The 24,549-nt window shown below is 41.8% G+C and carries 21 protein-coding genes; 9 read left to right on the top strand and 12 right to left on the bottom strand.

The genetic code is table 11. From position 1 onward, the window contains the following. Positions 1 to 39 precede the first annotated feature (39 nt). Entirely contained in the window at positions 40 to 1,149 is a 1,110-nt protein-coding gene (ydiK, locus tag Xhom_RS20230; RefSeq protein WP_069316043.1) for an AI-2E family transporter YdiK, read from the top strand. Positions 1,150 to 1,616: 467 nt separating this feature from the next. Here the strand turns inward: ydiK and ppsA are convergent, their stop codons facing one another. Further along, complete coding sequence (ppsA, locus tag Xhom_RS20225) at positions 1,617 to 3,995, bottom strand: phosphoenolpyruvate synthase (RefSeq protein ID WP_069316044.1); 2,379 nt, start codon at positions 3,993 to 3,995, stop codon at positions 1,617 to 1,619. A gap of 288 nt (positions 3,996 to 4,283) precedes the next feature. On the opposite strand from ppsA, the gene ppsR reads away from it, so the two are divergent. From ppsR to Xhom_RS20185, 8 genes are all read left to right on the top strand, one after another. After that, complete coding sequence (gene ppsR, locus Xhom_RS20220) at positions 4,284 to 5,105, top strand: posphoenolpyruvate synthetase regulatory kinase/phosphorylase PpsR (protein WP_099139835.1); 822 nt, start codon at positions 4,284 to 4,286, stop codon at positions 5,103 to 5,105. A gap of 149 nt (positions 5,106 to 5,254) precedes the next feature. Beyond that, a complete protein-coding gene (locus tag Xhom_RS20215; protein ID WP_069316046.1) occupies positions 5,255 to 6,301 on the top strand; it encodes a 3-deoxy-7-phosphoheptulonate synthase in 1,047 nt (348 codons plus the stop codon). A gap of 372 nt (positions 6,302 to 6,673) precedes the next feature. After that, the gene (locus Xhom_RS20210; protein ID WP_069316047.1) at positions 6,674 to 8,734 is read left to right on the top strand and encodes a TonB-dependent hemoglobin/transferrin/lactoferrin family receptor; all 2,061 of its coding nucleotides are present in this window, start codon (positions 6,674 to 6,676) and stop codon (positions 8,732 to 8,734) included. 74 nt (positions 8,735 to 8,808) lie between these two features. Beyond that, a complete protein-coding gene (locus tag Xhom_RS20205) occupies positions 8,809 to 9,882 on the top strand; it encodes a hemin-degrading factor (protein ID WP_069316048.1) in 1,074 nt (357 codons plus the stop codon). Continuing rightward, entirely contained in the window at positions 9,879 to 10,697 is an 819-nt protein-coding gene (locus tag Xhom_RS20200) for a heme/hemin ABC transporter substrate-binding protein (RefSeq protein WP_069316049.1), read from the top strand. Before Xhom_RS20205 ends, Xhom_RS20200 begins: the two co-directional genes overlap by 4 nt. Beyond that, the gene (locus Xhom_RS20195; protein WP_069316050.1) at positions 10,694 to 11,710 is read left to right on the top strand and encodes a FecCD family ABC transporter permease; all 1,017 of its coding nucleotides are present in this window, start codon (positions 10,694 to 10,696) and stop codon (positions 11,708 to 11,710) included. The genes Xhom_RS20200 and Xhom_RS20195 overlap by 4 nt, the downstream gene beginning before the upstream one ends. Continuing rightward, positions 11,710 to 12,504 carry a heme ABC transporter ATP-binding protein gene (locus Xhom_RS20190; protein WP_069316051.1) on the top strand — a complete coding sequence of 265 codons (795 nt, stop codon included), beginning with the start codon at positions 11,710 to 11,712 and terminating at the stop codon, positions 12,502 to 12,504. The genes Xhom_RS20195 and Xhom_RS20190 overlap by 1 nt, the downstream gene beginning before the upstream one ends. Positions 12,505 to 12,963: 459 nt before the next feature. Further along, positions 12,964 to 13,332: a helix-turn-helix domain-containing protein gene (locus tag Xhom_RS20185; RefSeq protein WP_069316052.1), complete on the top strand. Its 369-nt coding sequence runs from the start codon at positions 12,964 to 12,966 to the stop codon at positions 13,330 to 13,332. 106 nt (positions 13,333 to 13,438) lie between these two features. Here the strand turns inward: Xhom_RS20185 and Xhom_RS20180 are convergent, their stop codons facing one another. The 11 genes from Xhom_RS20180 to btuC form a co-directional block, all read right to left on the bottom strand. Next, positions 13,439 to 14,449, bottom strand: a complete 1,011-nt coding sequence (locus tag Xhom_RS20180) for a lipoate--protein ligase (RefSeq protein ID WP_069316053.1) — start codon at positions 14,447 to 14,449, stop codon at positions 13,439 to 13,441. A 76-nt stretch (positions 14,450 to 14,525) separates the two neighbouring features. Further along, a complete protein-coding gene (locus Xhom_RS20175; RefSeq protein WP_069316054.1) occupies positions 14,526 to 15,011 on the bottom strand; it encodes a C40 family peptidase in 486 nt (161 codons plus the stop codon). 44 nt (positions 15,012 to 15,055) lie between these two features. Beyond that, a complete protein-coding gene (gene arnF, locus Xhom_RS20170) occupies positions 15,056 to 15,442 on the bottom strand; it encodes a 4-amino-4-deoxy-L-arabinose-phosphoundecaprenol flippase subunit ArnF (protein WP_069316055.1) in 387 nt (128 codons plus the stop codon). Then, a complete protein-coding gene (arnE, locus tag Xhom_RS20165) occupies positions 15,439 to 15,786 on the bottom strand; it encodes a 4-amino-4-deoxy-L-arabinose-phosphoundecaprenol flippase subunit ArnE (protein ID WP_069316056.1) in 348 nt (115 codons plus the stop codon). The genes arnF and arnE overlap by 4 nt, the downstream gene beginning before the upstream one ends. Continuing rightward, positions 15,783 to 17,444 (bottom strand): lipid IV(A) 4-amino-4-deoxy-L-arabinosyltransferase, encoded by a 1,662-nt coding sequence (gene arnT / locus Xhom_RS20160; RefSeq protein WP_069316057.1) that lies wholly within the window; start codon positions 17,442 to 17,444, stop codon positions 15,783 to 15,785. Before arnT ends, arnE begins: the two co-directional genes overlap by 4 nt. A gap of 7 nt (positions 17,445 to 17,451) precedes the next feature. Next, a complete protein-coding gene (arnD, locus tag Xhom_RS20155; protein WP_069316058.1) occupies positions 17,452 to 18,345 on the bottom strand; it encodes a 4-deoxy-4-formamido-L-arabinose-phosphoundecaprenol deformylase in 894 nt (297 codons plus the stop codon). Positions 18,346 to 18,387: 42 nt separating this feature from the next. Beyond that, on the bottom strand, positions 18,388 to 20,370 hold the full coding sequence (gene arnA, locus Xhom_RS20150) for a bifunctional UDP-4-amino-4-deoxy-L-arabinose formyltransferase/UDP-glucuronic acid oxidase ArnA (protein ID WP_069316059.1): 1,983 nt from the start codon (positions 20,368 to 20,370) through the stop codon (positions 18,388 to 18,390). Continuing rightward, positions 20,370 to 21,347, bottom strand: a complete 978-nt coding sequence (gene arnC / locus Xhom_RS20145) for an undecaprenyl-phosphate 4-deoxy-4-formamido-L-arabinose transferase (RefSeq protein WP_069316060.1) — start codon at positions 21,345 to 21,347, stop codon at positions 20,370 to 20,372. Before arnC ends, arnA begins: the two co-directional genes overlap by 1 nt. Next, the gene (gene arnB / locus Xhom_RS20140) at positions 21,348 to 22,493 is read right to left on the bottom strand and encodes a UDP-4-amino-4-deoxy-L-arabinose aminotransferase (protein ID WP_069316061.1); all 1,146 of its coding nucleotides are present in this window, start codon (positions 22,491 to 22,493) and stop codon (positions 21,348 to 21,350) included. Between the two features lie 145 nt (positions 22,494 to 22,638). Then, complete coding sequence (gene btuD / locus Xhom_RS20135) at positions 22,639 to 23,406, bottom strand: vitamin B12 ABC transporter ATP-binding protein BtuD (protein ID WP_069316062.1); 768 nt, start codon at positions 23,404 to 23,406, stop codon at positions 22,639 to 22,641. 45 nt (positions 23,407 to 23,451) lie between these two features. Continuing rightward, entirely contained in the window at positions 23,452 to 24,447 is a 996-nt protein-coding gene (gene btuC / locus Xhom_RS20130; protein ID WP_069316063.1) for a vitamin B12 ABC transporter permease BtuC, read from the bottom strand. Positions 24,448 to 24,549 lie beyond the last annotated feature (102 nt).

The following is a 24,549-nucleotide window of genomic DNA, read 5'->3' as shown; positions in this document are numbered from 1 at the left end:
CTGCCTACAGTATTTTCAATTGCTACGAGAAATTATTTCATGGAAAAATCGCAATCACACCAAGACTTACCCAAGCTGTTATTCGCACTGTTTTTCATTTTATTGCTCATTACAACCAGCTTTTGGGTCTTAAGTCCCTTTGTTTTAGGATTTATTTGGTCAGGCATGGTCGTTATTGCAACCTGGCCGTTATTGGAAAAATTGCAACGTCGATTGTGGGGAAAGCGCTGGATCGCTGTTTCCATCATGACATTACTATTAGTCTTATTATTTGTTATTCCCATTTCGTTGCTTGTTACTAGCTTAGTAGAAAACAGTGCACCACTAATAGAATGGGCAAAATCCCCATCTGCTCTTCAACTACCACAATTGGAGTGGCTCAACCAGATGCCCGTCGTTGGTAATGATTTATATCTCAAATGGCAAGAACTGATTGCGGATGGTAGTAACATGCTTCTTAGCAAAATCCAGCCTTATATCGGTAAAGCAGCGACATGGTTTTTTGCTCAAGCTGCCAATGCAGGCCGTTTCCTTTTCCATCTGGCACTCATGGTGATGTTCAGTGTGTTACTTTATTGGAAAGGTGAACAGGTCATGCTCAGTATCCGCCATTTTGCCATTCGATTAGCAGACAAACGTGGTGATGCCGTAGTTATACTGGCTGCGCAATCTATCCGTGCAGTAGCCCTTGGGGTAGTTGTCACCGCGTTAGTTCAGGCCATCGCAGGTGGAATTGGGCTGGCAATCGCAGGCATTCCTTATGCAATGGTATTAACAGTATTGATGTTTGTATGCTGTGTTGCTCAGCTTGGGCCTTTACTTGTCCTTATACCATCCATCGCATGGCTTTATTGGACAGGAGAAACAACATGGGGAACCATTCTGGTGGTTTGGAGCCTAGTTCTGACTACAATGGATGGTGTTCTTCGCCCTTTCCTTATCCGCCTTGGCGCTGATTTGCCCATGGTTTTAATTCTTACAGGCGTAATCGGCGGCATACTTTCACTGGGCTTAATCGGATTATTTATCGGTCCTGTCGTACTGGCTGTTTCCTACCGCTTGCTGTTGGCATGGATGAATGAAGTTCCTTTACCTGGAAGCAAGATGGAAGATACAAAAAAATATTTTGAAGAAAAACATGTAAAATAATCAAATAACTGCGCGGAAATATTATTTTTTCGCGCAATTATCAAACTGGTGAATATATAATTTGGCTTCATTGAAAATATAATTTCATTTCTAAAAAGAAATACTTCCAAGGGAATTGTTGCAAAAAAGTTATATTTATAAGATTTCTTTTCTCAGGTTCTATTTATTAAGAGGATTCTTAATGAATAAACTCATTTATTAAATTAGTATTCCTTCTATCGAAACAAATGTTTCCCAGTTAATTGCTATCTCAGTCTATATACGCCATAGACTGAGACCAATGAAGGAATACATATATTGCTGTGTGTAGTCTTTGCCTGTCAGCCCATGATAGGCTTTTTTTTTAGTTGTTATTTCATTTTTTGTTTATTGCTAATTATCATATTAAAAATAGACTATGTTACATAGAATATAAAAGCCCACTAGTATTCTAACAGGCTTTTAATTCAATTCTTAATTACCTGGTGCTAATTATTGCCAGCCAGAGAAATCCACGTTTTAACTACTGTATCAGGATTAAGCGATAAGCTGTCAATTCCTTCTTTCATTAACCATTCAGCAAAATCTTCATGATCCGAAGGGCCTTGTCCACAAATACCGACATATTTCCCCTGACGTTTAGCTGATTGGATTGCCATCGAAAGTAATTTCTTAACAGCATCATTACGTTCATCAAACAGCTCAGATACTACGCCAGAATCACGATCCAATCCCAAAGCCAGCTGCGTCATATCATTGGAGCCAATTGAAAATCCGTCAAAATGTTCAAGGAATTGATCTGCCAATAACGCATTTGATGGAATCTCACACATCATGATGACTTTCAGATCATTTTCACCTCGCTTCAAGCCTTGCGATGCCAGCTCTGCCACCACAGCTTCAGCCTGAACCACAGTGCGAACAAAAGGCACCATCACTTCAACGTTGGTTAATCCCATCACATTACGTACTCGTTTGACCGCTTCACATTCCAGAGCGAAGCACTGGCGGAAACTATCAGAAACATAGCGGCCAGCCCCACGGAAACCTAACATTGGGTTTTCTTCGTGTGGTTCGTACATATCCCCACCGACTAAGTTCGCATATTCATTGGATTTGAAATCTGACAGGCGAACAATCACACGCTTCGGCCAGAATGCTGCTGCTAACGTTGCGATGCCTTCAGTCAATCGTCCAACATAAAACTCAACAGGATCATCATAACCAACCATCAGTGAATTAATCTGTTCCTGCAATGCTGGAGACTGTTGGGAGAATTCGAGTAAAGCGCGGGGATGTACACCAATCATTCGATTAATGATAAATTCCAAACGAGCCAACCCCACACCTTCATTTGGTAAACACGCAAAATCAAATGCACGATCAGGATTGCCCACATTCATCATGATTTTTACATCTAATTTTGGTAGTTCATCAACTTGGGAGCTTTGGACGACAAAATCCAATTTATTTTGGTAAACGAAACCGGTATCACCTTCCGAACAGGAAACAGTAACCTGTTGCCCCTCTTTCAAGCGTTCAGTAGCATCTCCACAACCAACAACCGCAGGGATACCAAGCTCACGGGCAATAATAGCTGCATGGCAGGTGCGTCCACCACGGTTAGTGACAATTGCCGCCGCTTTTTTCATGATAGGTTCCCAATCCGGATCGGTCATGTCAGTGACCAATACGTCCCCTACTTGAATACGATCCATTTCACCCAGGTCATGAATAACCTTAACAGTTCCAACACCGATACGATGCCCAATTGCCCGGCCTTCCACCAACACATTACCCTGTTCGTTAAGTTGGTAGCGTTCCATGACCTGCTTATTTGAACGAACCGTTTCAGGGCGAGCCTGTACAATATAAAGTTTGCCATTGTGTCCATCTTTGGCCCATTCAATATCCATCGGGCGACCATAATGTTTTTCAATCAATACGGCCTGTCTTGCCAACGCTTCCACTTCACTGTCATTCAAAGAAAAACGATTGCTCAGTTGACTTGATACATCTTCCGTACATACTTGTTTTCCATGCTCTTTACTATCAGCATAAACCATTCGTATTTTTTTAGAGCCAAGATTACGACGCACTATCGCCGGACGGTTATTAGCCAAAGTAGGTTTATGGACATAGAATTCGTCAGGGTTCACTGCCCCTTGCACAACCATCTCACCCAAACCATAGGCCGATGTAATGAACACAACCTGTTCAAAACCTGATTCAGTATCAATCGTGAACATCACGCCAGATGATGCCAGATCAGAGCGTACCATGCGCTGCACACCCGCAGACAGAGCAACACCGCGATGGTCATACCCCTGATGGACTCGGTAAGAGATAGCCCGATCATTGAAAAGTGACGCAAAGACATGCTTGATAGCAACCATCACACTATCAATACCCTGCACATTTAAGAAAGTTTCCTGCTGTCCAGCAAAAGAGGCGTCGGGCATATCTTCAGCAGTTGCGGAAGAACGTACTGCAAATGAAGCACTAGGTTCGCCTTCAGACAATTGCAGATAAGCTTCACGAATATCTTTTTCGAGTTGAGCCGTAAATGGTGTATCAATTACCCACTGACGAATTTGTGCACCAGCCTTGGCCAATTGATTAACATCATCAACATTGGTTTCATCCAGCAACTGATAAATATGCTGGTTCACACCACTTTGTTCCAGAAAATCATTAAATGCTTGTGCAGTCGTTGCAAAACCATTCGGAACAGACACACCAAGTTCGGCCAGATTGGTAATCATCTCGCCAAGAGAAGCATTTTTACCACCGACTCGGTCAACGTCATTCATACCTAATTGGTTATACCAGAGCACATTACTTGGAGTGAGGCCATTATTGGACATTGGAAACAATCCTTTCTTATATTCGTAAGTACAAATCGGAAAAATTAAGGCTATTTTTCACAGCAGAAAATAGCCTAGCACATTGTCTTGCCAGTTATAGAAAGGTGAATCGATCCACCCAACAATATTATTTTTTTGCGAGTATAATCGAAAAGTGGATTGTACAGATGATTACTTTATACAAACGATTCAGCCAGCGATCCGAAAAGCCTGGTTAATCCAACCAAACCATAAAAGAAAAAAACAATGATAGAAACTCACACCTTCCCAACATCGGAAAATGAAAAATTGGAACGTAGTGTATTTTTTATTTCCGACGGTACAGCAATCACAGCAGAAGTATTGGGTCACGCAGTGTTATCCCAATTTCCAATTACCATTACCTCCTATACCCTTCCTTTCGTGTCAACTCAAACGAGGGCTGAAGAAATTAGGGATCAAATAAATATGATTTATCAGCAAACGCAACTCAAACCACTGGTTTTTTATTCCATTATTTCGAATGAAATTAAAAATATTATTACCCAAAGTGATGGTTTCTGTCAGGATATTGTTCAAACACTAGTTGCTCCAATACAACAAGAAATCGGTTTAGAGCCAAAACCTGAATTACACCGAACCCATGGTTTATCTAAAAAAAATCTGAATCAATATGATGCCCGCATTGCGGCCATTGATTACGCCCTTGCTCATGATGATGGCATTTCATTACGCAATCTCGACCAAGCCCAAGTCATTATTCTAGGTGTATCCCGTTGTGGCAAAACACCTACCAGCCTCTACCTTGCAATGCAATTCGGTATTCAGGCAGCAAACTATCCTTTCACCGCAGATGATATGGATAACCTACAACTCCCCGCCAGTTTAAAACACTTCCAGCATAAATTATTCGGCCTGACTATCAGTCCGGAAAGACTTGCGGCTATCAGGGAAGAAAGACGCGAAAATAGCCGTTATGCTTCATTACGCCAGTGTCGAGTTGAACTTGCCGAAGTTGAAGCATTATTCCGTAAAAATAAGATTAATTATTTAAATACCACTAATTACTCTGTAGAAGAGATTTCTACCAAAATTATTGACAGTATGGGGTTAAAACGCCGGATGTTTTGATCTTAAAAGACCGAAATATATCATAATAGTTAACGAAATTTTCTCGTGAAAATATCATTATTGTGTATTGAATTTGCTGAAAGTTGAGTTATTGTGATTCCAGTCATTCCAGACCCTGTTTCAATGTGAAGTAGAATTCGAGAAAGTATATGTACAAAACAGATGAGTTAAGAACCCACCGCATTGATAGCCTGATCACACCTCAAACACTTACCGAGCAGTACCCTATATCAGAAGAGACTTTGCGAAATGTGACAATGTCACGAAAACGTATTGAGTCCATACTGACAGGTAATGACCAACGTTTGCTGGTCATTATTGGGCCCTGCTCCATTCATGATGTTGATGCCGCCCTTGATTATGCCTCCCGCTTGCGTACGCTGCGCGAAAAATACCAGCACAGTCTGGAAATTGTAATGCGAACCTATTTTGAGAAACCCAGAACAGTTGTTGGCTGGAAAGGATTGATTTCAGATCCCACGCTGGATGGCTCCTGTCAGGTCAATAGAGGGATGTCACTTGCCCGTAAGGTGTTAATTGATATCAACGAATTGGGTATCCCTACCGCCACGGAATTTCTGGACATGGTCACCGGTCAATACATTGCTGATTTAATTAGCTGGGGAGCTATTGGTGCCAGAACCACGGAAAGCCAAATACATCGAGAAATGGCTTCTGCTCTGTCATGCCCGGTTGGATTTAAAAATGGGACTGATGGCAATATTCTTATTGCTATTGATGCCATACGTGCTGCACGTGCCAAACACATGTTCCTGTCCCCTGACAAAAATGGTCAGATGACCATTTATCAAACCAGTGGGAATCCTTATGGGCATATTATTATGCGTGGCGGAAAACAGCCGAATTACAGCGCTGAAGATATTGCAACAACCTGCCATAAATTGCGCGAATTTCACTTACCTGAACGTCTGATCGTGGATTGCAGCCACGGTAATTGCCAAAAAGTTCATCGGCGTCAATTAGATATAGCAAGAGATATTGGCGCACAAATTCAGTCTGGCTCAACAGCCATTGCTGGCGTTATGGCTGAAAGCTTTTTGGTCGAAGGTACACAGAAAGTGATTCAGGGAGAACCGTTAACCTACGGACAATCCATTACTGACCCATGTCTGAGCTGGCAAGATACGGAACAATTTATTAGTATCCTTGCCGATGCCGTTCAAAATCGTTCCTAAATCCTTTCCTTATTCTGGCTCCTATGTCTTTTTACTGCTGGAGCCAGTTAATAAAAATAATTTAAAATCAAATAATTACAATTAAATCTCAGTCATAAAAAAAATAGCTTGAAGTTAATCACTATAGAAACGATAATTATTCTCAATATTAGAATAATTATTGTTCAAGATTGATTATGGAAAAATTAGCGTATTATCAACGTTGCTACACTAATCTCCTGCAACAGCAGATTCTTCCTGAGTTTTCCCCATTACATTCAACCAAACCCAGCAAGTTTATTCTGACACATAGACACTCTGGCAGATCCACCTGCTGAATATCAGTAAGGTGTTCAGCTATTTTTGTTCATAAAAACATGGAGATTGGCCTGCATGACCCTAATTAAATCGCCAAGCCTAAAATTGTCTGCATTAAGTGTAATGGTCTTTGCGAGTTTATCTTCTGCAAATGCAACAATAGTAGATTCCAAAACAGTGCGCTCCCAAAAAGATAAACCATCCAAAGATACGATAACTGTTTACGCGACTGGTAATGAACGTGACAGTTTCGAGGCGCCGATGATGGTGACGGTCATTGAAGGTAATTCAGCCAGCAGTAAAGTTGCAGGTAATGCAAATGATTTACTGCGCAACGTACCAGGAATTGAAATTGCAGGTTCAGGACGTGCCAATGGGCAGGATATCTCGATGAGAGGCTACTCTCAAAAAGGGGTGTTGACCCTTGTCGACGGTGTTCGACAAGGAACGGATACCGGGCATCTCAATGGCATATTCCTTGACCCAGCCTTAATTAAACAAATTGAAATCGTTCGTGGCCCATCCGCTCTATTATATGGTAGTGGTGCTTTGGGAGGCGTTATTGCTTACCAAACAGTGGATGCCGCTGATTTATTAGAAGCAGGTAAGAATACTGGTTTTCGCATTTTCAGCCGTGCGGGGTCAGGTGACCATAGTCTGGGATTTGGTGGAGCTGCATTCGGCAAAACGGATCAATTTGACGGTTTATTTGCATTCGGTACCCGAGATGCCGGCAATATCCGTTATGGCAATGGTATGAAAGGTTATAACGATGAAACCATTGGCAATATGCTGGCAAAAGGCACATGGAAGATAAGTGACAGTCAGAAACTGAGCGGTGATTTACGCTATTACCGTAATGAGGCACATGAGCCAAAAAATCCACAGTTACCCAATGAAGATGATGGTAATCAACGGGCAGATCGCACTACAGCACAACGTGATGCTCAACTGACTTATCAATTAAACCCATCACAATATAACTGGTTAAATGCCAGAGCAGATGTCTATTACTCAGATATCAACATTAATGCCAAAACCAAAGAAAAAGGTTTTGAAGGTCGAAAACAAGAAACTTACGGCATAAAATTAGAAAACCGTTCCCATTTGGGAGCAAATACTTTTGCCTCACATCAAGTCACCTATGGTGGTGAAACCTATAAACAGAAGCAAAAACCAAGCGGTAATACAGAAAGTTTCCCTAACGCCGATATTCGTTTTGCATCTGGTTGGATCCAAGATGAAATGACCCTGCGCTATTTGCCAATTTCATTCATTATTGGCTCACGCTATGACAATTACAAAGCCTCGAATAAAAAACATAGCGATATCAACGCCGATAAATGGTCATCAAAAGGCGCCATCAGCATTACCCCGACTGATTGGTCAATGCTGTTTGCCTCCTATTCTCAGGCATTCCGTGCACCAACCATTGGTGAAATGTATAACGATTCGAAACATTTTTATATCCCACCAAATCCAGAGAAGGGACGCCCTGCAATCACTAATCATTGGAAACCCAATCCCAATTTGCGTCCTGAAAGCAATGAGACGCTGGAATATGGCTTCGGGCTGCGTTTTGATGAGCTCTTCACCAATAATGATGGTCTGAAATTTAAGGCAAGCTATTTCGATACCAAAGCGAAGGATTACATCTCTTCTATCGTAATAATGCCTAGTATGAGATATACAACATCAATCAATATCCCTGAAGCTAAAATCTGGGGTTGGGATGTTTCAATGACATATGATTCTGACTGGTTCTCTTGGGATCTCGCTTACAATCGTACAACGGGTAAGAACGAAAAAACCGGAGAATCGATAGAAGAGCTTAGCCCGGATACCCTGACAAGCAAATTAGATATTCCATTAGCCAGAACAGGTTTTTCCATTGGATGGGTTGGTAAATTTACTCAGCATACTGATTTCCGCGAAAAGAATGGCAAGAAAAGAGCCACTCAATACTCAGGTTATGGCGTCAATGATTTTTATGTCAGTTATCACAACGATGGCACATTAAAAGGATTAAGTACCTCTATCGTTCTGGGTAACGTTTTTGATAAAGAATATTATTCATCACAGGGTGCACTACAAAATGGCCGTAACGCCAAGCTGTTTGTCAGCTACCAGTGGTAAATAGCAACAGACCATATTATTAATTTTACAATTAAATTAATTTTTAAACGAAGTTTTTTAAGGAGCTAGCAACTGTGAATCAGTCACTTTATGAGCGTTATCAACAAGCCAAAGCAGAAAAAAAAGCTAAGTATGCACGTGACCTGGCCGCTTACCTCAATGTCAGCGAAGGAGAGCTATTGCATAGCCGAGTAGGTATTGACGCAAAACGTTTGAGTGTTGATGCTCCTACTCTTCTTCAAGAACTGGTATCTGTTGGCGAAACCAAGGCAATTACCCGTAATGATTTTGCCGTTCACGAACATATTGGCTGCTATGAAAATACCAAATTCAGCCCACATGTTGGTTTGATCCTCAACCCCCGTGAGCTTGACCTGCGCCTATTCTTCGAGCACTGGACTAGTATTTTCTCTTTGATTGAGCCAGCCAAAAATGGTGTGCGTCACAGCATCCAATTCTTTGATCGTCAAGGCGATGCGTTGCATAAAGTCTATACCACCAGCAATACTGATATGACAGCATGGGAAGCCCTGATTGAAAAATATCACACCACTGAAAACCCAGCACTGACAATTCAGCCGGAAGAAGTGCCTGAACATGCAGAAGTCACTGAACAATTGCAAATGCAATTAGATGAAGAATGGCGTGCTATGACTGACGTTCATCAATTCTTCATTATGATGAAACGTCATAATCTGAACCGTCAGCAAATTTTCAACGCAGTGAAAGATGATTTGGCATACCGTGTAGACAACTCAGCACTGACTCAACTTGTTGAAACTGCTTACAAAGATCAGAATGAGATCATGGTTTTTGTCGGAAACCGAGGTTGTGTTCAGATTTTCACGGGTAAATTGGAGCGTTTGGTGCCTTATCAAGAAGAGAACTCCGCTCAAAAATGGCTCAACATTTTCAACCACAATTTCACTCTGCACTTGATTGAAAGTGCTATCGCAGAAAGCTGGATCACCCACAAACCAATAACTGATGGTTTTGTTACCAGCCTTGAATTATTTGATGCCAATGGCAACCAAATTGCACAATTATACGGCCAACGTACCGAAGGTACTCCTGAACAGGCGAAATGGCGCGAACAAGTTGCCGCTCTGCCTAAACTGCAACCAGAACAGGAAACTTGTGTAGCATGAAAAAGTGGCTTCTAACATTTATGCTTGCCATCTCTTTCAATGCGTTCTCTGCTGAACGTATTGTAACTATTGGTGGTGATGTGTCTGAAATTATTTTTGCACTTGGTGAAGGGCAGAACGTTGTCGCAAGGGACAGTACCAGCCAAAATCCCAAGGCATTACTCTCTTTGCCTGATGTAGGGTATATGAGAATGCTCAATGCAGAAGGGATTTTATCCATGCACCCAACATTGGTGATCGCAAGTGAATTGGCTCAGCCTTCTCTCGTACTCAAGCAAGTCGAAGACTCTGGTGTAAAAGTCATTAAAGTGACCAGCACAGCCTCGTTAGAAGCCGTTCCTGAAAAAATCATGACCGTCGCTAAGGCGGTCAATCAGGAAAAACGTGGTGAAGAGTTGGTTGCACAATTTCACCAACAACTGGCAGATATCTCCACGTCAAAAATTTCCACCAAAGTAATTTTTGTCATGAGCCACGGCGGTATCATGCCTATGGCAGCAGGTCAGCAAACCGCAGCCGATCAAATTATCCGTGCTATTGGTGCCACGAATGCGATGCAGAATATTCAAGGATATCGCCCGTTATCTCAAGAGGGTGTGATCGCCAGTAAGCCGAACTTACTGCTGATCAGTACAGAAGGGATGAAGACGTTGGGTAGTATGGATAAAGTCTGGCAGCTTCCCGGATTAAGTTTCACACCAGCCGGTAAGCAAAAGCAGGTTGTTGTTGTTGATGAAATGGGTCTGCTAGGATTTGGTATTCAAACGCCAGCCGTCATGAAAAAAATCCGTGAGGCAGCGGAGAAAGTTCAATGAGTCGCTCCCAATCCCCCAGCCTCGGCTTAATGATACTTGGTTTATTGCTGTTCTTTTTAGCTATCAGCTCAGCCAATATGGGGGCATTGCCACTTTCCTTTAAAACCCTGTGGGAATCCTCGCTGGATGACCCACAGTGGCAGATTTGGTTAAATATTCGGTTACCGCGTATTCTATTGGCGATCCTCGTTGGAGGCGCGCTGGCTGTATCGGGTGCCGTGATGCAGGGATTATTCCGTAACCCTCTCGCTGACCCCGGATTATTGGGGATCAGCAGTGGGGCAGCACTGATGGTAGCAATGGTTATTGTTGTGCCTGCCAGTATTCTGCCTTTCACCCTGCCTGCCAGCATCACGTTATACGGTCATATTATTGCAGCCTTTATCGGCAGCCTATTGGTTTCATTCCTGATATTTTCTCTTAATAAATATAGCCACGGTAACCTGTCAAAACTACTGTTGGCAGGTATCGCCATCAATGTGCTATGTATGTCATTTATTGGTATATTGAGTTATGTCAGTAACGATCAGCAATTGCGTCAATTTAACTTGTGGATGATGGGTTCACTGAGTCAAATTGAATGGCCAACCCTCATTATCGCCGCATCACTGATTATCCCTACTTGTATACTGGCATTTAGTCAGTCGCGGAAACTCAATTTGCTGCAATTGGGGGATGAAGAAGCCCACTACTTAGGACTCAATGTCCAACGCACTAAATATCAATTATTGCTGCTAAGTACTTTATTGATCGGATGCGCTGTTGCTTTGACAGGCGTTATCGGTTTTATCGGTTTGGTTATCCCACATCTTGCCAGACTACGGTTTGGTGGCGACCATACTTGGTTACTACCGACATCCTCTCTAGGTGGTGCATGTCTTTTATTAACAGCCGACACATTGGCCAGAACATTGGTTTCTCCCGCCGAAATACCTGTAGGGCTTATCACTGGCCTGATCGGTGCTCCCTATTTTTTATGGCTAATTCTTAAGCCATCAGGAGGCCGTTTATAATGAAACCTATCATGTCAGATAATTTACTTGAAGCTAGAAATCTAAACTATTTCATCGGACAGCGGCAGATAATCAAGGATGTCTCACTTTCCATGCACAAGGGGGAAGTTATTGCGATTATTGGCCCAAACGGAGCAGGAAAATCAACCCTGTTACGGTTATTAACAGGCTATATTCCTCCCTATTCAGGAGAATGCTTGTTGAAAGGCGTTCCAATTTCTCGCTGGCCGACGCAACAACTTGCCCGCGTTCGTGCAGTAATGCGGCAATATAGTTCTCTCTCGTTCCCTTTTAGTGTGGAAGAGGTCATTGCAATGGGTCGTGTACCTCATGAAAATGCCCACAAGAAAATCGCCATTGATAACGTTATTACTTTGACTGAATGTGAAGAATTACGATACAGAAATTATCAGCAACTATCAGGTGGGGAACAACAACGAGTGCAGTTGGCAAGAGTTTTGGCTCAGCTTTGGCATCCAGAACCCACTGAATCCTGTCTATTTTTGGATGAACCGACCTCCGCATTGGATCTTTATCATCAACAACATACATTACGATTGGTTCACCGCCTGACACGCCAGTCCCCCCTCACCGTTTGCTGTGTACTGCATGATTTAAATCTAGCCGCACTTTATGCTGATAAAATTATTTTGTTACATAAGGGGAAATTAGTGGCTTCTGGTGCGCCACAGGATGTATTGCGTGATGATATTCTCAAACAATGGTACCAAGCAGACTTAGGCGTTACACAGCACCCTGAAACTCACCAGCCGCAGATCTATCTTCGACAGTAAAAATCTCACTTTGTTGGCTGTAAATTGAAATCAAATTTCAATTTACAGCACTGAATTTATTGTTTTGGAATGAACCACTATGTTAGTGAATCCTCTAAGATACCATTATGTAAGTAATTCACATCCAAAAATAGTAAACCAGTAACCCCGGCAACCACCAAAGCATATAAAATAAAAAAACATTTTTTAGTCAAATAATTCAAGTGATAGCGTATTAAAACCCTATAAATAGTCAATAATTCTGAAATAATATCATTGGCGCTGAAAATTGATGAACATCTGGTGCGATCAATTATTTAATAAGAGAAAAAACAAATAATGTCTGATAATTATTAATCTTAAACCGCACATTTTGCGTATACGATAAAAAAGAAATTCTTAAAATGACTCACACAATAACGGAAGTTACTATTTATCGATATTTATCAGTAAAAGACCCATCCATATGGGAGGTAACGTATGTCAGAAAGTGTTATCAACGATATTGTCAGATGGTTAGAAAGCCAGCTTCAAAGAACTGAGAGTATCAAAATAGATGCTATTGCCTATAAAAGTGGCTATTCAAAATGGCATTTACAGCGAATCTTTAAAGAGTTAAAAGGCTGTACACTGGGGCAATATGTGCGTCAACGTCGCCTCCATGAAGCAGCTAAGTCTTTGCGTGAAGATAATTTGCCAATTCTTGATATTGCGCTGCAATATGGTTTTAGTTCTCAGGCTACATTTACCCGGATATTTAAAAAGTATTTTAATACCACACCAGCTAAATTCAGAGAGAATAGGCAGTTATCTGAATTCAAGACTTTCTTACATTGCTACGAAAAATAGAATAAGTGCGGAATAAGAAATACCATCTTATATTTATAATAAGTTTCTCCTTTATGGTCAACTTCCCTATTGTTGACCATTTTTTTACACTTCCGAAACTTTATAATCATTTCAATTCACTAACAAACCAGTGATAAAATTGCTGCAACTCTGCATCCAAAGCGGGATATTGTTCACTGATTTGCTGAACCACTTGCCCAACTGTCTTTGGTTGATACAGCACTCCTACCAGTTTTTCAGCTAATAGTTCGAATGGAGCAGGCTCTAGGCTATCAGTAAACACCTGGCAACGGCTGATCACACCATGTTCAATATGTAGCTCAATTCCACCCCAACGGAACCGTGTATCCAGTGTATGACTGAAGGCGGGTGCCTGACCAAAGTTCCATTCCCAACTACTTTGTTTAGCAAAAATATCATTAAAACCCGGTAAATCTGGCAAAGCCTGCGGTGAAATTATTTCCGCCTCAACTGTCTCACCAAAATATTCAAAAAATACATCAATAATACCCTGACAAATCTTTTCATGTGTAATATCAGGCAATAATTCGGATAGGTTCGTCACTCTGGAACGAACTGAAGTAATGCCCTTCGCCTGTAATTTTTTAAGATCAGGATTGAGATAATTAGCAAGACGGTTCAAATCTGCATTAATCAGCAAAGTGCCGTGATGAAATCCTCTGTCTTTCGTTTCTTTATACGCAGAGCCAGAAATCTTACGTTCTCCTTCTGGAGAAGGTAAAACCAAATCATTGCGGCCGGAAGCCATCGCATGAATACCGGACTTTTTTAACCCTTCCAGAATAATTTGTGTGGAAACAGTTTTATTATATTCAGGTTTACCCGCCATAAAGGTGAAACATGTATTACCCAAATCATGAAATACCGCTCCACCACCACTGCTACGCCGAGCCAGTTTTATGCCATCTTGTTCCATCTGTCGAGTATTACACTCTTTCCAGGGATTCTGAGCTCGCCCAATAACAACGGTATTCGCATTACGCCATAAAAATAAAACGTGTTGATTTGGAGGCATCTGTCGAAAAATACACTCTTCAACCGCAAGATTAAACCAAGGATCGTAGGAATCTGACAACAGTAGACGTAATGTAGACATATTTAACTCCGGCAAAGAAAAATAGTGCCTTAAGATATCATAAAGCGCTACCGGAATAATGGGATTAAGAGGGGAATCATATTCTACGAGCTTGCCAGAAGACACGGCGCCAATACACATTATCGAGAGAGGAACGAATTACACCTTTGCTGGTAGATGCATGAATAAATTGATTGTTAGTATCATAAATACCGACATGTAAGCCACTCTCTCCACTACCCGTCTTGAAAAACACCAAATCCCCCGGCATCAGGTCATCTTTATTAATTCTTGTGCCTAATTTGGTTTGTTCACTCGTTGTACGTGGCAGTTGGATATTGAAACGATCATGAAACGTACGGTAGACAAAACCTGAACAATCAACTCCTCGTCTATCTATACCTCCATAGCGATAAGGTGTGTTATGCCATTTAGCCAGTTGATCTTTCAGGGACACAATAACCATAATTGGGTCAGAAAGAGCAGACCTCAATGGAGGTGGGTTAGATTTGGAAACAGGGTTGCTACAACCAACGAGGAACAGGCTGAATAATAAGCATAAACACCCTGCTCTTATCATCATCTGTATTTCTCCCTGTAATTAAAAACATCAGATACTCAATGCGTTCATTTTGTTTCTGGCCGACTGATCAACCAAACACCCAATAAGATAAAAATAACACCCACCGTTTTCAACCATGAGATGGTTTCATTGAACCAAGGCAATAAAGCCGCCATTAGATATACAAAAACATAACTCAGGCTGAGAATAGGATACGCCTTATTCAACGGCAGATATTTCAGGGTAAAAAACCAACATAGCATGGACAAGGCGTAACCCATTAATCCTGCCATAACTATCAGCAAATGATTACAATTTAACCAAAGCCATTCAATATCCAACCAATATGTCGACAATGAAAACTCAGGTAGATGGGCCACACCCCATTTCAATAATAATTGTGCGACAGTGACCAATAAAGCACTTACCAATCCCCAAAAATAACCTTTCATTGACTCAAACTCATCAACAAAATCCCAAACATAATGACAAAAACACCTATCCAGTGTTTTAGCCCCACTTTTTCCTGATACAGGAATTGTCCAATTAGGGTCACTACGACAAAATTTATGCTAAGCATGGGATAGGCGATACTTAGCGGCAAAAATTGCAATAACCGCAGCCAAAATACCATTCCTATCCCTAACAGAAGAATAGCACCAGACAGCCATATCGCTATAGATACCCCTTTATAGGGGGTATCTCTTTGCCAGCAAATCACAGCCTGTTTTTGGCATAACTGACCCGCGCAGGTTAGCAAGCTCACCAAAATCAATAACACTATATTGCTGCTCATGGTTGTTTCTTATAAATCACAAGAACAAAACGGTGGCTGCGGTGTACCAGATCTGGTTTTGGTAATTCTGGCAGTTCACCTTTTGACGATAATAGGAAAACCATTGCTACCTGACCTTCTTTACGTGCTTTCGCTAACCATTCAGGAAACTCTTCTTGTGTCACATATCGGTGTTGGCTATCAGGATAGGCAAGCCCGTACTCCAATTCTCCAGTACGATCAAACATATAAATATCACTGCGCTTCAACTCCCATGCAATCGCTGCACCCACCCCAACGGACTGAGACAAGATATATTTGCTGTCAGCCAACTCTGTTTCATTTTGTCTGATGAAATGCTGGGGTAATTTAGAATCAATCGTATTGATGGGCAGTGCACTACCGATTGATAAACTGAGGACAAGTGAACAAGATGCTGCCCATAACCAATGTTTACCATTACGTATAAAGCACAGATAACCAATGCTTCCCCAAAAACCAAAGGCAATAATTCCTATCAGCAATTTCAGCCATTCATGAGGCTGATAGAGTGGGCGGCTGCCAATCACTGCCGTGACAACCAGTACCAGAATCGCAATGAGTCCAATGAAGACATTCACCAATCCATTCATCTTCAAGGCTTTCATATTGCCATTTTTGACACAATCAACGCTATATTTTGCCATCATCAATGCCAAAGGGCCGATAAATGGCAACACATAAGTTGGTAATTTTCCTTTTGCGATACTGAAAAATATAAATGGAATAATGAACCAACAAAATAGGAAAAACATTTCTGGATGGCTTTTTTTCTCTTTCCAACTCTTAATCAAAGCCCCGGGTAAAAATCCTAACCATGGGATCACCCCTAAGATTAGGATCGGCAAATAATACCAAATGGGTGCTATATGTTGTGCCTTATCAGAAGAAAAGCGTTGTATATGCTCTACCCAGAAAAAATAATGCCAATAATCCGGCTCACGCAGAGCAATCGCAATCACCCAAGGTAAGCTGATTAGCACTGCGGTAATAACAGCAATCGGCCCAAAACGTACCATTTCCCAAAAACGTTTCTGATATATCGTAATAGGTATCATGGCAATCACTGGTAATGCTAATGCCAAAAATCCCTTAGTCATAAAAGCCATACCACAAGTCAGCCCCAATACTGACCATGCCAAAACCCGTTCTCGGGTACTCCCCGCCTTAAGTGCCCAATAGCAACTCACAATCCCCGCAGTCACCCATAAAGAAAGCATCGGGTCAAGGACACTATAAGTGCCAATCGAAAGAATAATGAACATAGAAATGTAAATCAGGCTAGAAACAAAAGCCGTCCGGCGGCATTGCCACATCATTATCGCCAATCGATAAAGCAGTAATGTACTGATTAATATGCTAAGCACGGAGCCAAAACGAACAGCAAAATTATTATCACCAAAAATCCACTGGCTAATGTTATTGATCCAATATCCAGCAACTGGTTTTTCGAAATAGCGAATATCCAAGAAATGGGGCACTATCCAATCCCCACGTTGCAGCATTTCTCGGCTAATTTCAGCATACCGGGTTTCATCCGGCTGCCATAACAAGCGCCCTTCTAATGGCAATAGGTAAGTAAGGATAAAAAAAAGAGCCATCAAAACGGCTCCTGCTTTACTCGTCCGAGTATTCAACATATCTGCGTTATACCTCTTGTTGGCAACCTAACCAGCCTTCACGACCAGGGAAATCCGCACGAACAATTTTCCCTACAGGAAGCGTATCTCTATTTTCAGGTAGCAAATAACTTAATTTACAGAACGTAATATCTTGCTGATGAAGCATGTTCAGTAATGTTTCAAATTGAGAAGACTTCGACATACCTTCAACTTCAGTATGAATTGTATAAACAGGAACTCCGCAGTCATTTTTGATCGCTTCGAGGATAAAATGATTAAAATCTGCATCACTGACCTGTGTTCCAACAACTTCATCATAAGTTGGCAATGTAACCGGAATTTGTACAGCACCTAGATTTCCATCAGGCAAAAGCGGTCTGAATGGATGAGTCCCACGACAATCGCTGTTGTAATCAAAACCAAAACGCTGTTTAACTGCCAGCACTCGTTCATCAGCTCGCCAACCTGCAACTGCTGAGCAGGTAACAGATTGCCCTATCGCGTTTTTCAACGCATCAATCCCTAATTTTACTTGCTCGATCAATTCAGCCTCTGACCAACGCCCTACTTTTGCCTGCCAGCCTTGGTGATCCCACGCATGTAAACCAACTTCATGACCTGCATCCTGGGTTTGTTTCATCAAATGCCCCAATTCTTTGGCGATTGTTCTCCCTGGCCATGCTGTACCAGCCAGTAAGATATCCAGACCATAAAGGGAAGCAGCATTTGACCTCAACATTTTCCAGAGGAACTTCGGGCGCAACAAGCGCCATAAATGGCGCCCCATGTTATCCGGCCCAACACTGAAAAAAAAGCTGGCTTGAATACGATGCTTCTGCAAAATCTCAAGCAATTGCGGTACACCTTCCTTAGTGCCTCGATAGGTATCCACATCAATTCTTAAACCAACTTGTTTCATGGCCTTATTCCTAATTCCCGATTTCGTCCTAATTTTTCCTTTCTAATCCTTTTTCAGTTCTTCAACTGCTCCTCGCAGGAAGAAATCCAGTGTTTCATCGATGGTTTGTTTCATATCAATGGTCGGCTTCCAGCCAAGCAATTTTTCCGCATTTTTAATGCTTGGTTTACGATGTTCAACATCTTGATAGCCTTGACCATAATAGCTGCTACTTTCGATCTTTTTAAATCCAGAGAACGGCGGAAAATGCCCACGTAACTCGTGTTTTTCAAAACTATCCAGCAGCATTTCGGCCAATTGGCGAATACTGGCTTCATTCGTTGGATTACCAATATTGATAATTTGGCTATCACACAAACCATCCCGGTTTTCGATGATTTTGAACAGCGCTTCAATGCCATCATGAATATCTGTAAAACAACGTTTTTGCTCTCCACCATCTACTAATTTAATTGGCGAACCTTCCACCAAGTTCAAAATTAATTGGGTAATTGCTCTTGAGCTGCCAATACGCGCTGAATCCAAATTATCCAATCTTGGCCCCATCCAGTTAAATGGGCGGAATAAGGTGAATTTTAAACCTTCTTTCGCACCATATGCCCAAATAACCCGGTCAAGTAACTGTTTAGACACAGAGTAGATCCAACGCTGTTTATTAATTGGTCCGACAATCAGGCGCGAAGTATCTTCATCAAATTCCTTGTCGTCACACATGCCATAAACTTCAGACGTTGACGGGAAAATGATCCGTTTATTGTATTTCACACAATAACGGACAATTTTCAGATTCTCTTCAAAATCCAATTCAAAAACACGCAGTGGGTTGCGGGTATATTCAATTGGGGTCGCAATCGCCACGAGTGGGAGGATGACATCACATTTTTTGATATGGTATTCAATCCATTCAGTATGGATACTGACATCCCCTTCAATGAAATGAAAACGAGGATTGCCAATAAAGCGCTCAATGGCAGAAGAACCTATATCCATCCCGTAGATATCATAATTGCCATCATCCAAAAGGCGTTCGGTCAAGTGATTACCAATGAATCCATTAACCCCCAAAATCAGAACACGCTTACGACGGCTGATTTGTGTGGTTGCTTTCGGGCCAACATAAACACCAGCCACGATCCCCATTTCAAGTGCCAGTCGTTTTCCCTGAACATAAAGACCTGATTCACCCTGCCCACTAATAATTTCCAGAGCGCCATCACCACAAGCAATGACCAACGGCGCAGTAGAAATGACGGTTCCAGGGCGTTTGCCATGATCCTGGTTAAGTGGACGTGAGCGCCAAATTGTAATTTTACGCTCGCCTAAGAAAGTAAAAGCACCCGGGTATGGTTCAGTTACGGCTCTAATTAAGTTATTAATTTCTTTAGCAGGTTTATGCCAGAATATTTCACCATCTTCAGCCGTGCGGCGACCAAAATAAGTTGCCTGACTTTCGTCCTGTGAAATCGATGGATAATCGTTTTGTTTTATCTGAGGTAGAATATTATCCAATAACTCAACAGCGGCTTCACGTACCTTTCCGTGTATGTCCAGAGAAGTATCGGTTTCGCCAATCTGTACGACCTGCTGCGCAACAATATCTCCAGCATCTGGTTTCGTCAGCATTTTATGCAGCGTGACTCCTGTCTCTGTCTCTCCATTAAGGACAGCCCAATTGACCGGAGCACGACCGCGATATTTTGGCAATAAGGAACCATGCAAGTTAAATGCGCCCTTTTCAGCCAGTGATAAAATTTCCTGACTCAGCATATTGCGGTAGTAAAAAGAGAAAATAACATCCGGTTTCATCTCACTAATACGTTCTACCCAAAGTGGATGATTCACATTTTCCGGTGCAAATACAGACAATCCCAAATCTGCGCCAACACGGGCAACAGATGAGAAAAAGTGATTTTCATTCGGATCATCGGTATGTGTAAATACAGCCTGAATATCAAAGCCTGCTTTTATTAGCGCATTAAGTCCGACACAACCAATATCATGATAGGCAAAAATAACTGCTTTCATTAGCTTTTTTCCTGATTGTCGTTGGTCTTTTTAACTCCGACCACTTTTTGAATAAAGTAACGAGGGCGAGCACGAACGTCGTTATATATCCGGCCAATATATTCACCGAGCAATCCCATTGCGACGAACTGAGCACCAATAAACATAAAAAGAATAGCAAACAGCGTAAACACCCCTTCAGCAGCCCACATTGAGCCAAAGATAAAGCGTAAAATAATTAACAATACCGATAACAGGAAACCTGTTATCGCGATAATGCTGCCTACCACACTCAATAACCGTAATGGTGCCGTTGTTAAGCAGGTCAGAAGGTCATACATCAGGTTAATCAGTTTCATGAAACTGTATTTAGAATCCCCAAACTCACGCTCGGCATGAGCCACATCAATTTCTATCGTTTTGCGTGCAAAGGTGTTTGCAAGGATAGGGATAAATGTACTGCGTTCATGACACTGTAGCATCGCAAGGACAATGTGGCGGCGGTAGGCACGCAGCATACAACCGTAATCCCCCATTGAACGACCTGTCGCCTTAGTTATCATCGCATTGATGAGTTTGGATGCACTTTTACGGAACCAAGAATCTTGACGGTTGGCACGGCGTGTACCGACAACGTCATACCCTTCTTCGGCCATTTTTACTAAACGAGGGATCTCTTCTGGCGGGTTTTGTAAATCAGCATCAAGTGTAATCACCAGATCACCTTCAGCCTGATGAAATCCTGCCATTATCGCTGAATGTTGCCCATAATTGCGGTTAAGTAAAATGGCAATAACATGATTTTCAGGTATCTCTGCCGCTTGAGTTAAGATATTGACAGAATTGTCACGGCTACCATCATCAACCAAGATTAATTCATATTTCTGCTCAAGTTTTTGACAAGCCGCGATTGTTCTTTCCAATAATTGAGGCAAACTTTCTTCTTCATTGTAAACGGGAATAACAACCGAAATTTTATTGATCTTCTCAAATGTCACTTATTTATGCTCCGCAAGAATTTCAGTTATCGCCTTAACGACACGATCTACATCATCATTGTTCATGTCTGGAAAAAGTGGTAATGAACAAAGCGTTGCCGAGTTCCAGTCCGATGCAGGCAAGGAAAGTTGAGGGTAACGTTCCCGATAATATTTCTGCGTATGGGCTGCTCTAAAATGCAAACCTGTGCCAATATTTTTATCTTTCAGGCGGGCCATAAATGTATCGCGGTCAATACCACAAATATTTTTGTCGACACGTACCATAAAAAGATGGTGGGTATGCAAATGCTCATATTCGGGAGTACTGAGCATTTTTAAAGGTGAATTTGTCAGGGCAGCAGAATATCGTTCTACCAGCTCCCGACGCCTTGCATTCATTGATACCAACCGGCTTAGTTGTACGACCGCAATTGCCGCATGAATATCCGATAAATTGTATTTAAACCCCGGTTCAACTACTTCTGCCTGAGGTTTTCGACCTTGAATTTGCCGATCAAAAGCATCAACAGCCAACCCATGAAATTTTAGACAGCGGATCCGTTGTGCAAGTTCATCATTATCTGTAACGAACATACCACCTTCAGCACAGGTCATGTTTTTAATCGCGTGAAAAGAAAAAATCGCCGTTCCATGCTCTCCCACCCACTCATTTTTATAACGAGTGCCTACAGCATGAGCTGCATCTTCTATCAGCGGAACATTGGCTTCTTTGGCAACAGCGCGCAGAGCATCAAGATCACAAGGTGCTCCTGCATAATGAACAGGGATAATCGCTTTGGTTTTTGGTGTAATCGCTTTTTTGATTGTTTCTGCGTTGACCATCAGCGTATCACGGTCAATATCAACCATGACTGGCTCAGCACCCAGCAAACAAATCATATTGATAGTGGAAACCCAGGTTTGAGAGGGAGTAATCACTTCATCACCAGGACCGATACCCAATGCCAGCAAAGCCAAGTGCATGCCAGCAGTGGCAGAACATAATGCAATCGCATGCTTGCATCCAAACATACGGGAAAAATCTTGCTCTAATTGGTAATTATGTGGCCCTGAAGTAATCCAACCTGAACGTAAAACTTTCTCTACTGCGTCTATCTCTTCACTTCCAATCGACGGAAGGGAAAATGGCAGAAAATTATCCATAATTGCCTTAAGCCTTGTATAACCTGATTTTCTTTATAATCAGAAACTCTAATAGATGATTGTTTAACGAAACCTAAACAGACAGACAAATCTAATTCAACCAGAGCACTAAAAGGCAGTAAAAAGCAATTAATTAAAGTGGATTTCACTCATGGTTGACTCTCCATAATTTATAGTTGTTATTTTGGATATGTACAATCTTTACTTCAAAAATATCCGATAAATTTCGTTCGCTCATTACATTTTCTGGCACACCCGATGCCAATAACTTTCCATGTGAGAGCAACCATACACGAGTAGCCTGTTCATATGTATGATTAAGATCATGACTACTCAACAATACCGTGCCACCTAATGAGCAAAATCGTTTTGTTAACTTACCCAAAATAGCTTGTTGGGTTATATCAAGGTTATTAGTTGGTTCATCAAGCAAGAGTAACTTTCCATTTGGATTCAATTCCGGCCAAACCTGAAAAAAAGTCCCCGCCAGCCTAACACGTTGCCACTCTCCCCCTGATAACTGCCCAATCGATGAAGAAAGTAACGGAAGAAGTTTCATTTGTTGACAAAGTTCATGTAATACCTTTTCACTTTGAGCGAATGGCGCCATTTCAGGACGGAACATGTCCAGATATTGGAAAACAGGCATAACAGGAATAGAGGCTGATTGAGAGAACCAAGCCCGGCATTTTGCCAGTACGTTTGGGCGGTAATTCACCAAGTTTCTGCCATCCAAGTGAATACTGCCGCTGTAGGATAAAACTCCCGCTACTGCTGAAAGTAGAGTACTCTTCCCTGAACCGTTTAAACCAACCAGATGAATTTGCTCCCCAGCCATAACAGAACCAGATAATGCACTTAGTCTGTTATCAACAGTAACATTATTCAAAATCAAAATTGGTTGGTTGGTCATACGATCGTCCTCATTCCTTTCCCCATCTACGGATCTCACACATATTTATCCATTCATTGTTCTTAATAAAAGCCATATAAATATTGGTGCTCCTAAAGTTACAGTGACAACACCAATTGGAACTTCTGCGTGAGATAATGCTAAACGGGAAAATAAGTCAGCCAGCAATAAGCTACTTCCTCCCGCCAATGCACTGGCAGGAAGCAATGTTTTATGATCCATCAAGCCAATCAACCTTAAAATATGGGGGATCACTAAGCCGATAAAACTTATTGCTCCGGCTAAAGCAACACTCAAACCCACTAATAATCCAACCACGAGTACAAATAAATTACGCCACCTATGATGAGAAATACCCAATTGCCGAGCCTGTAGTTCCCCCAATGAGAGATAATTCAAAATATGACCTTTGCAACTTAGCCAGAAAATAGCCGGGAACAATGCAATAACTAGCCATTTTTGACGCCAGTCAATGCCACTGAAACTCCCCATCATCCAATACATCAACTGTCTTAAATCTAAGCTAGTGCTGAGATAAACCATCCATGTCATCAAAGCACCAAATATCACCCCAAAGGCGACACCAATCAGTAGCAGACGACTGTTAGTCACTTGAGATTTTCTGGCAAATTCTAGCAGAATAAGCGTCATAAAAAGCGCCCCAAATACTGCACCAACGCTCAATAACCACAATGGAGCAATGCCATGAAGAGCAAGTATTAAAAATACCACTACAACACCCGCTCCATTGCTGATCCCGAGTAATCCTGGCTCCGCCAAAGGGTTTTCAAATAACGCTTGCATGGTTGCTCCTGATACAGCCAGACTCGCACCGACTACTATCACAGCAATAACTCTGGGTAATCTCAGTTGCCAAATAAACAGTTGAGCCGGATCAGATAGCCATTGATTAGGCCAGAACCAAATTTCGCCAGCGCATAATGACAAGATAAATAGAACAACGAAGAAAACAGATAAAAACGCCATCACTCTATAGGCACGTTTTTTCTGATAAGTGAGTAAATCATAAACAGAATGCATGACGATATGGGATCATTCAGAAAAGAGAGGCATATCTGGTCGTATACGATCAGATAGACAAGATAAGAAAAAGACCGCACAAGTGCGGCCTTTTTTTATGTT

Source organism: Xenorhabdus hominickii, from assembly GCF_002632725.1.
GTDB classification, from domain to species: Bacteria; Pseudomonadota; Gammaproteobacteria; order Enterobacterales; family Enterobacteriaceae; genus Xenorhabdus; species Xenorhabdus hominickii.
The sequence above is the reverse complement of the archived record's forward strand: the minus strand, read 5'-3'. Positions and strand labels throughout refer to the sequence as shown.

Bases quoted from the DNA above. Each gene is read 5' to 3' on its own strand.
- Xhom_RS20200 (WP_069316049.1), top strand. From the start codon at position 9,879: ATGAAAAAGTGGCTTCTAACATTTATGCTTGCCATCTCTTTCAATGCG.
- Xhom_RS20185 (WP_069316052.1), top strand. From the start codon at position 12,964: ATGTCAGAAAGTGTTATCAACGATATTGTCAGATGGTTAGAAAGCCAG.
- Xhom_RS20180 (WP_069316053.1), bottom strand. From the start codon at position 14,449: ATGTCTACATTACGTCTACTGTTGTCAGATTCCTACGATCCTTGGTTT.
- ppsA (WP_069316044.1), bottom strand. From the start codon at position 3,995: ATGTCCAATAATGGCCTCACTCCAAGTAATGTGCTCTGGTATAACCAA.
- arnD (WP_069316058.1), bottom strand. From the start codon at position 18,345: ATGAAACAAGTTGGTTTAAGAATTGATGTGGATACCTATCGAGGCACT.
- arnA (WP_069316059.1), bottom strand. From the start codon at position 20,370: ATGAAAGCAGTTATTTTTGCCTATCATGATATTGGTTGTGTCGGACTT.
- ydiK (WP_069316043.1), top strand. From the start codon at position 40: ATGGAAAAATCGCAATCACACCAAGACTTACCCAAGCTGTTATTCGCA.
- arnB (WP_069316061.1), bottom strand. From the start codon at position 22,493: ATGGATAATTTTCTGCCATTTTCCCTTCCGTCGATTGGAAGTGAAGAG.
- arnE (WP_069316056.1), bottom strand. From the start codon at position 15,786: ATGAGCAGCAATATAGTGTTATTGATTTTGGTGAGCTTGCTAACCTGC.
- Xhom_RS20190 (WP_069316051.1), top strand. From the start codon at position 11,710: ATGAAACCTATCATGTCAGATAATTTACTTGAAGCTAGAAATCTAAAC.
- Xhom_RS20175 (WP_069316054.1), bottom strand. From the start codon at position 15,011: ATGATGATAAGAGCAGGGTGTTTATGCTTATTATTCAGCCTGTTCCTC.
- btuC (WP_069316063.1), bottom strand. From the start codon at position 24,447: ATGCATTCTGTTTATGATTTACTCACTTATCAGAAAAAACGTGCCTAT.
- arnF (WP_069316055.1), bottom strand. From the start codon at position 15,442: ATGAAAGGTTATTTTTGGGGATTGGTAAGTGCTTTATTGGTCACTGTC.
- arnT (WP_069316057.1), bottom strand. From the start codon at position 17,444: ATGTTGAATACTCGGACGAGTAAAGCAGGAGCCGTTTTGATGGCTCTT.
- Xhom_RS20215 (WP_069316046.1), top strand. From the start codon at position 5,255: ATGTACAAAACAGATGAGTTAAGAACCCACCGCATTGATAGCCTGATC.
- Xhom_RS20195 (WP_069316050.1), top strand. From the start codon at position 10,694: ATGAGTCGCTCCCAATCCCCCAGCCTCGGCTTAATGATACTTGGTTTA.
- Xhom_RS20210 (WP_069316047.1), top strand. From the start codon at position 6,674: ATGACCCTAATTAAATCGCCAAGCCTAAAATTGTCTGCATTAAGTGTA.
- btuD (WP_069316062.1), bottom strand. From the start codon at position 23,406: ATGACCAACCAACCAATTTTGATTTTGAATAATGTTACTGTTGATAAC.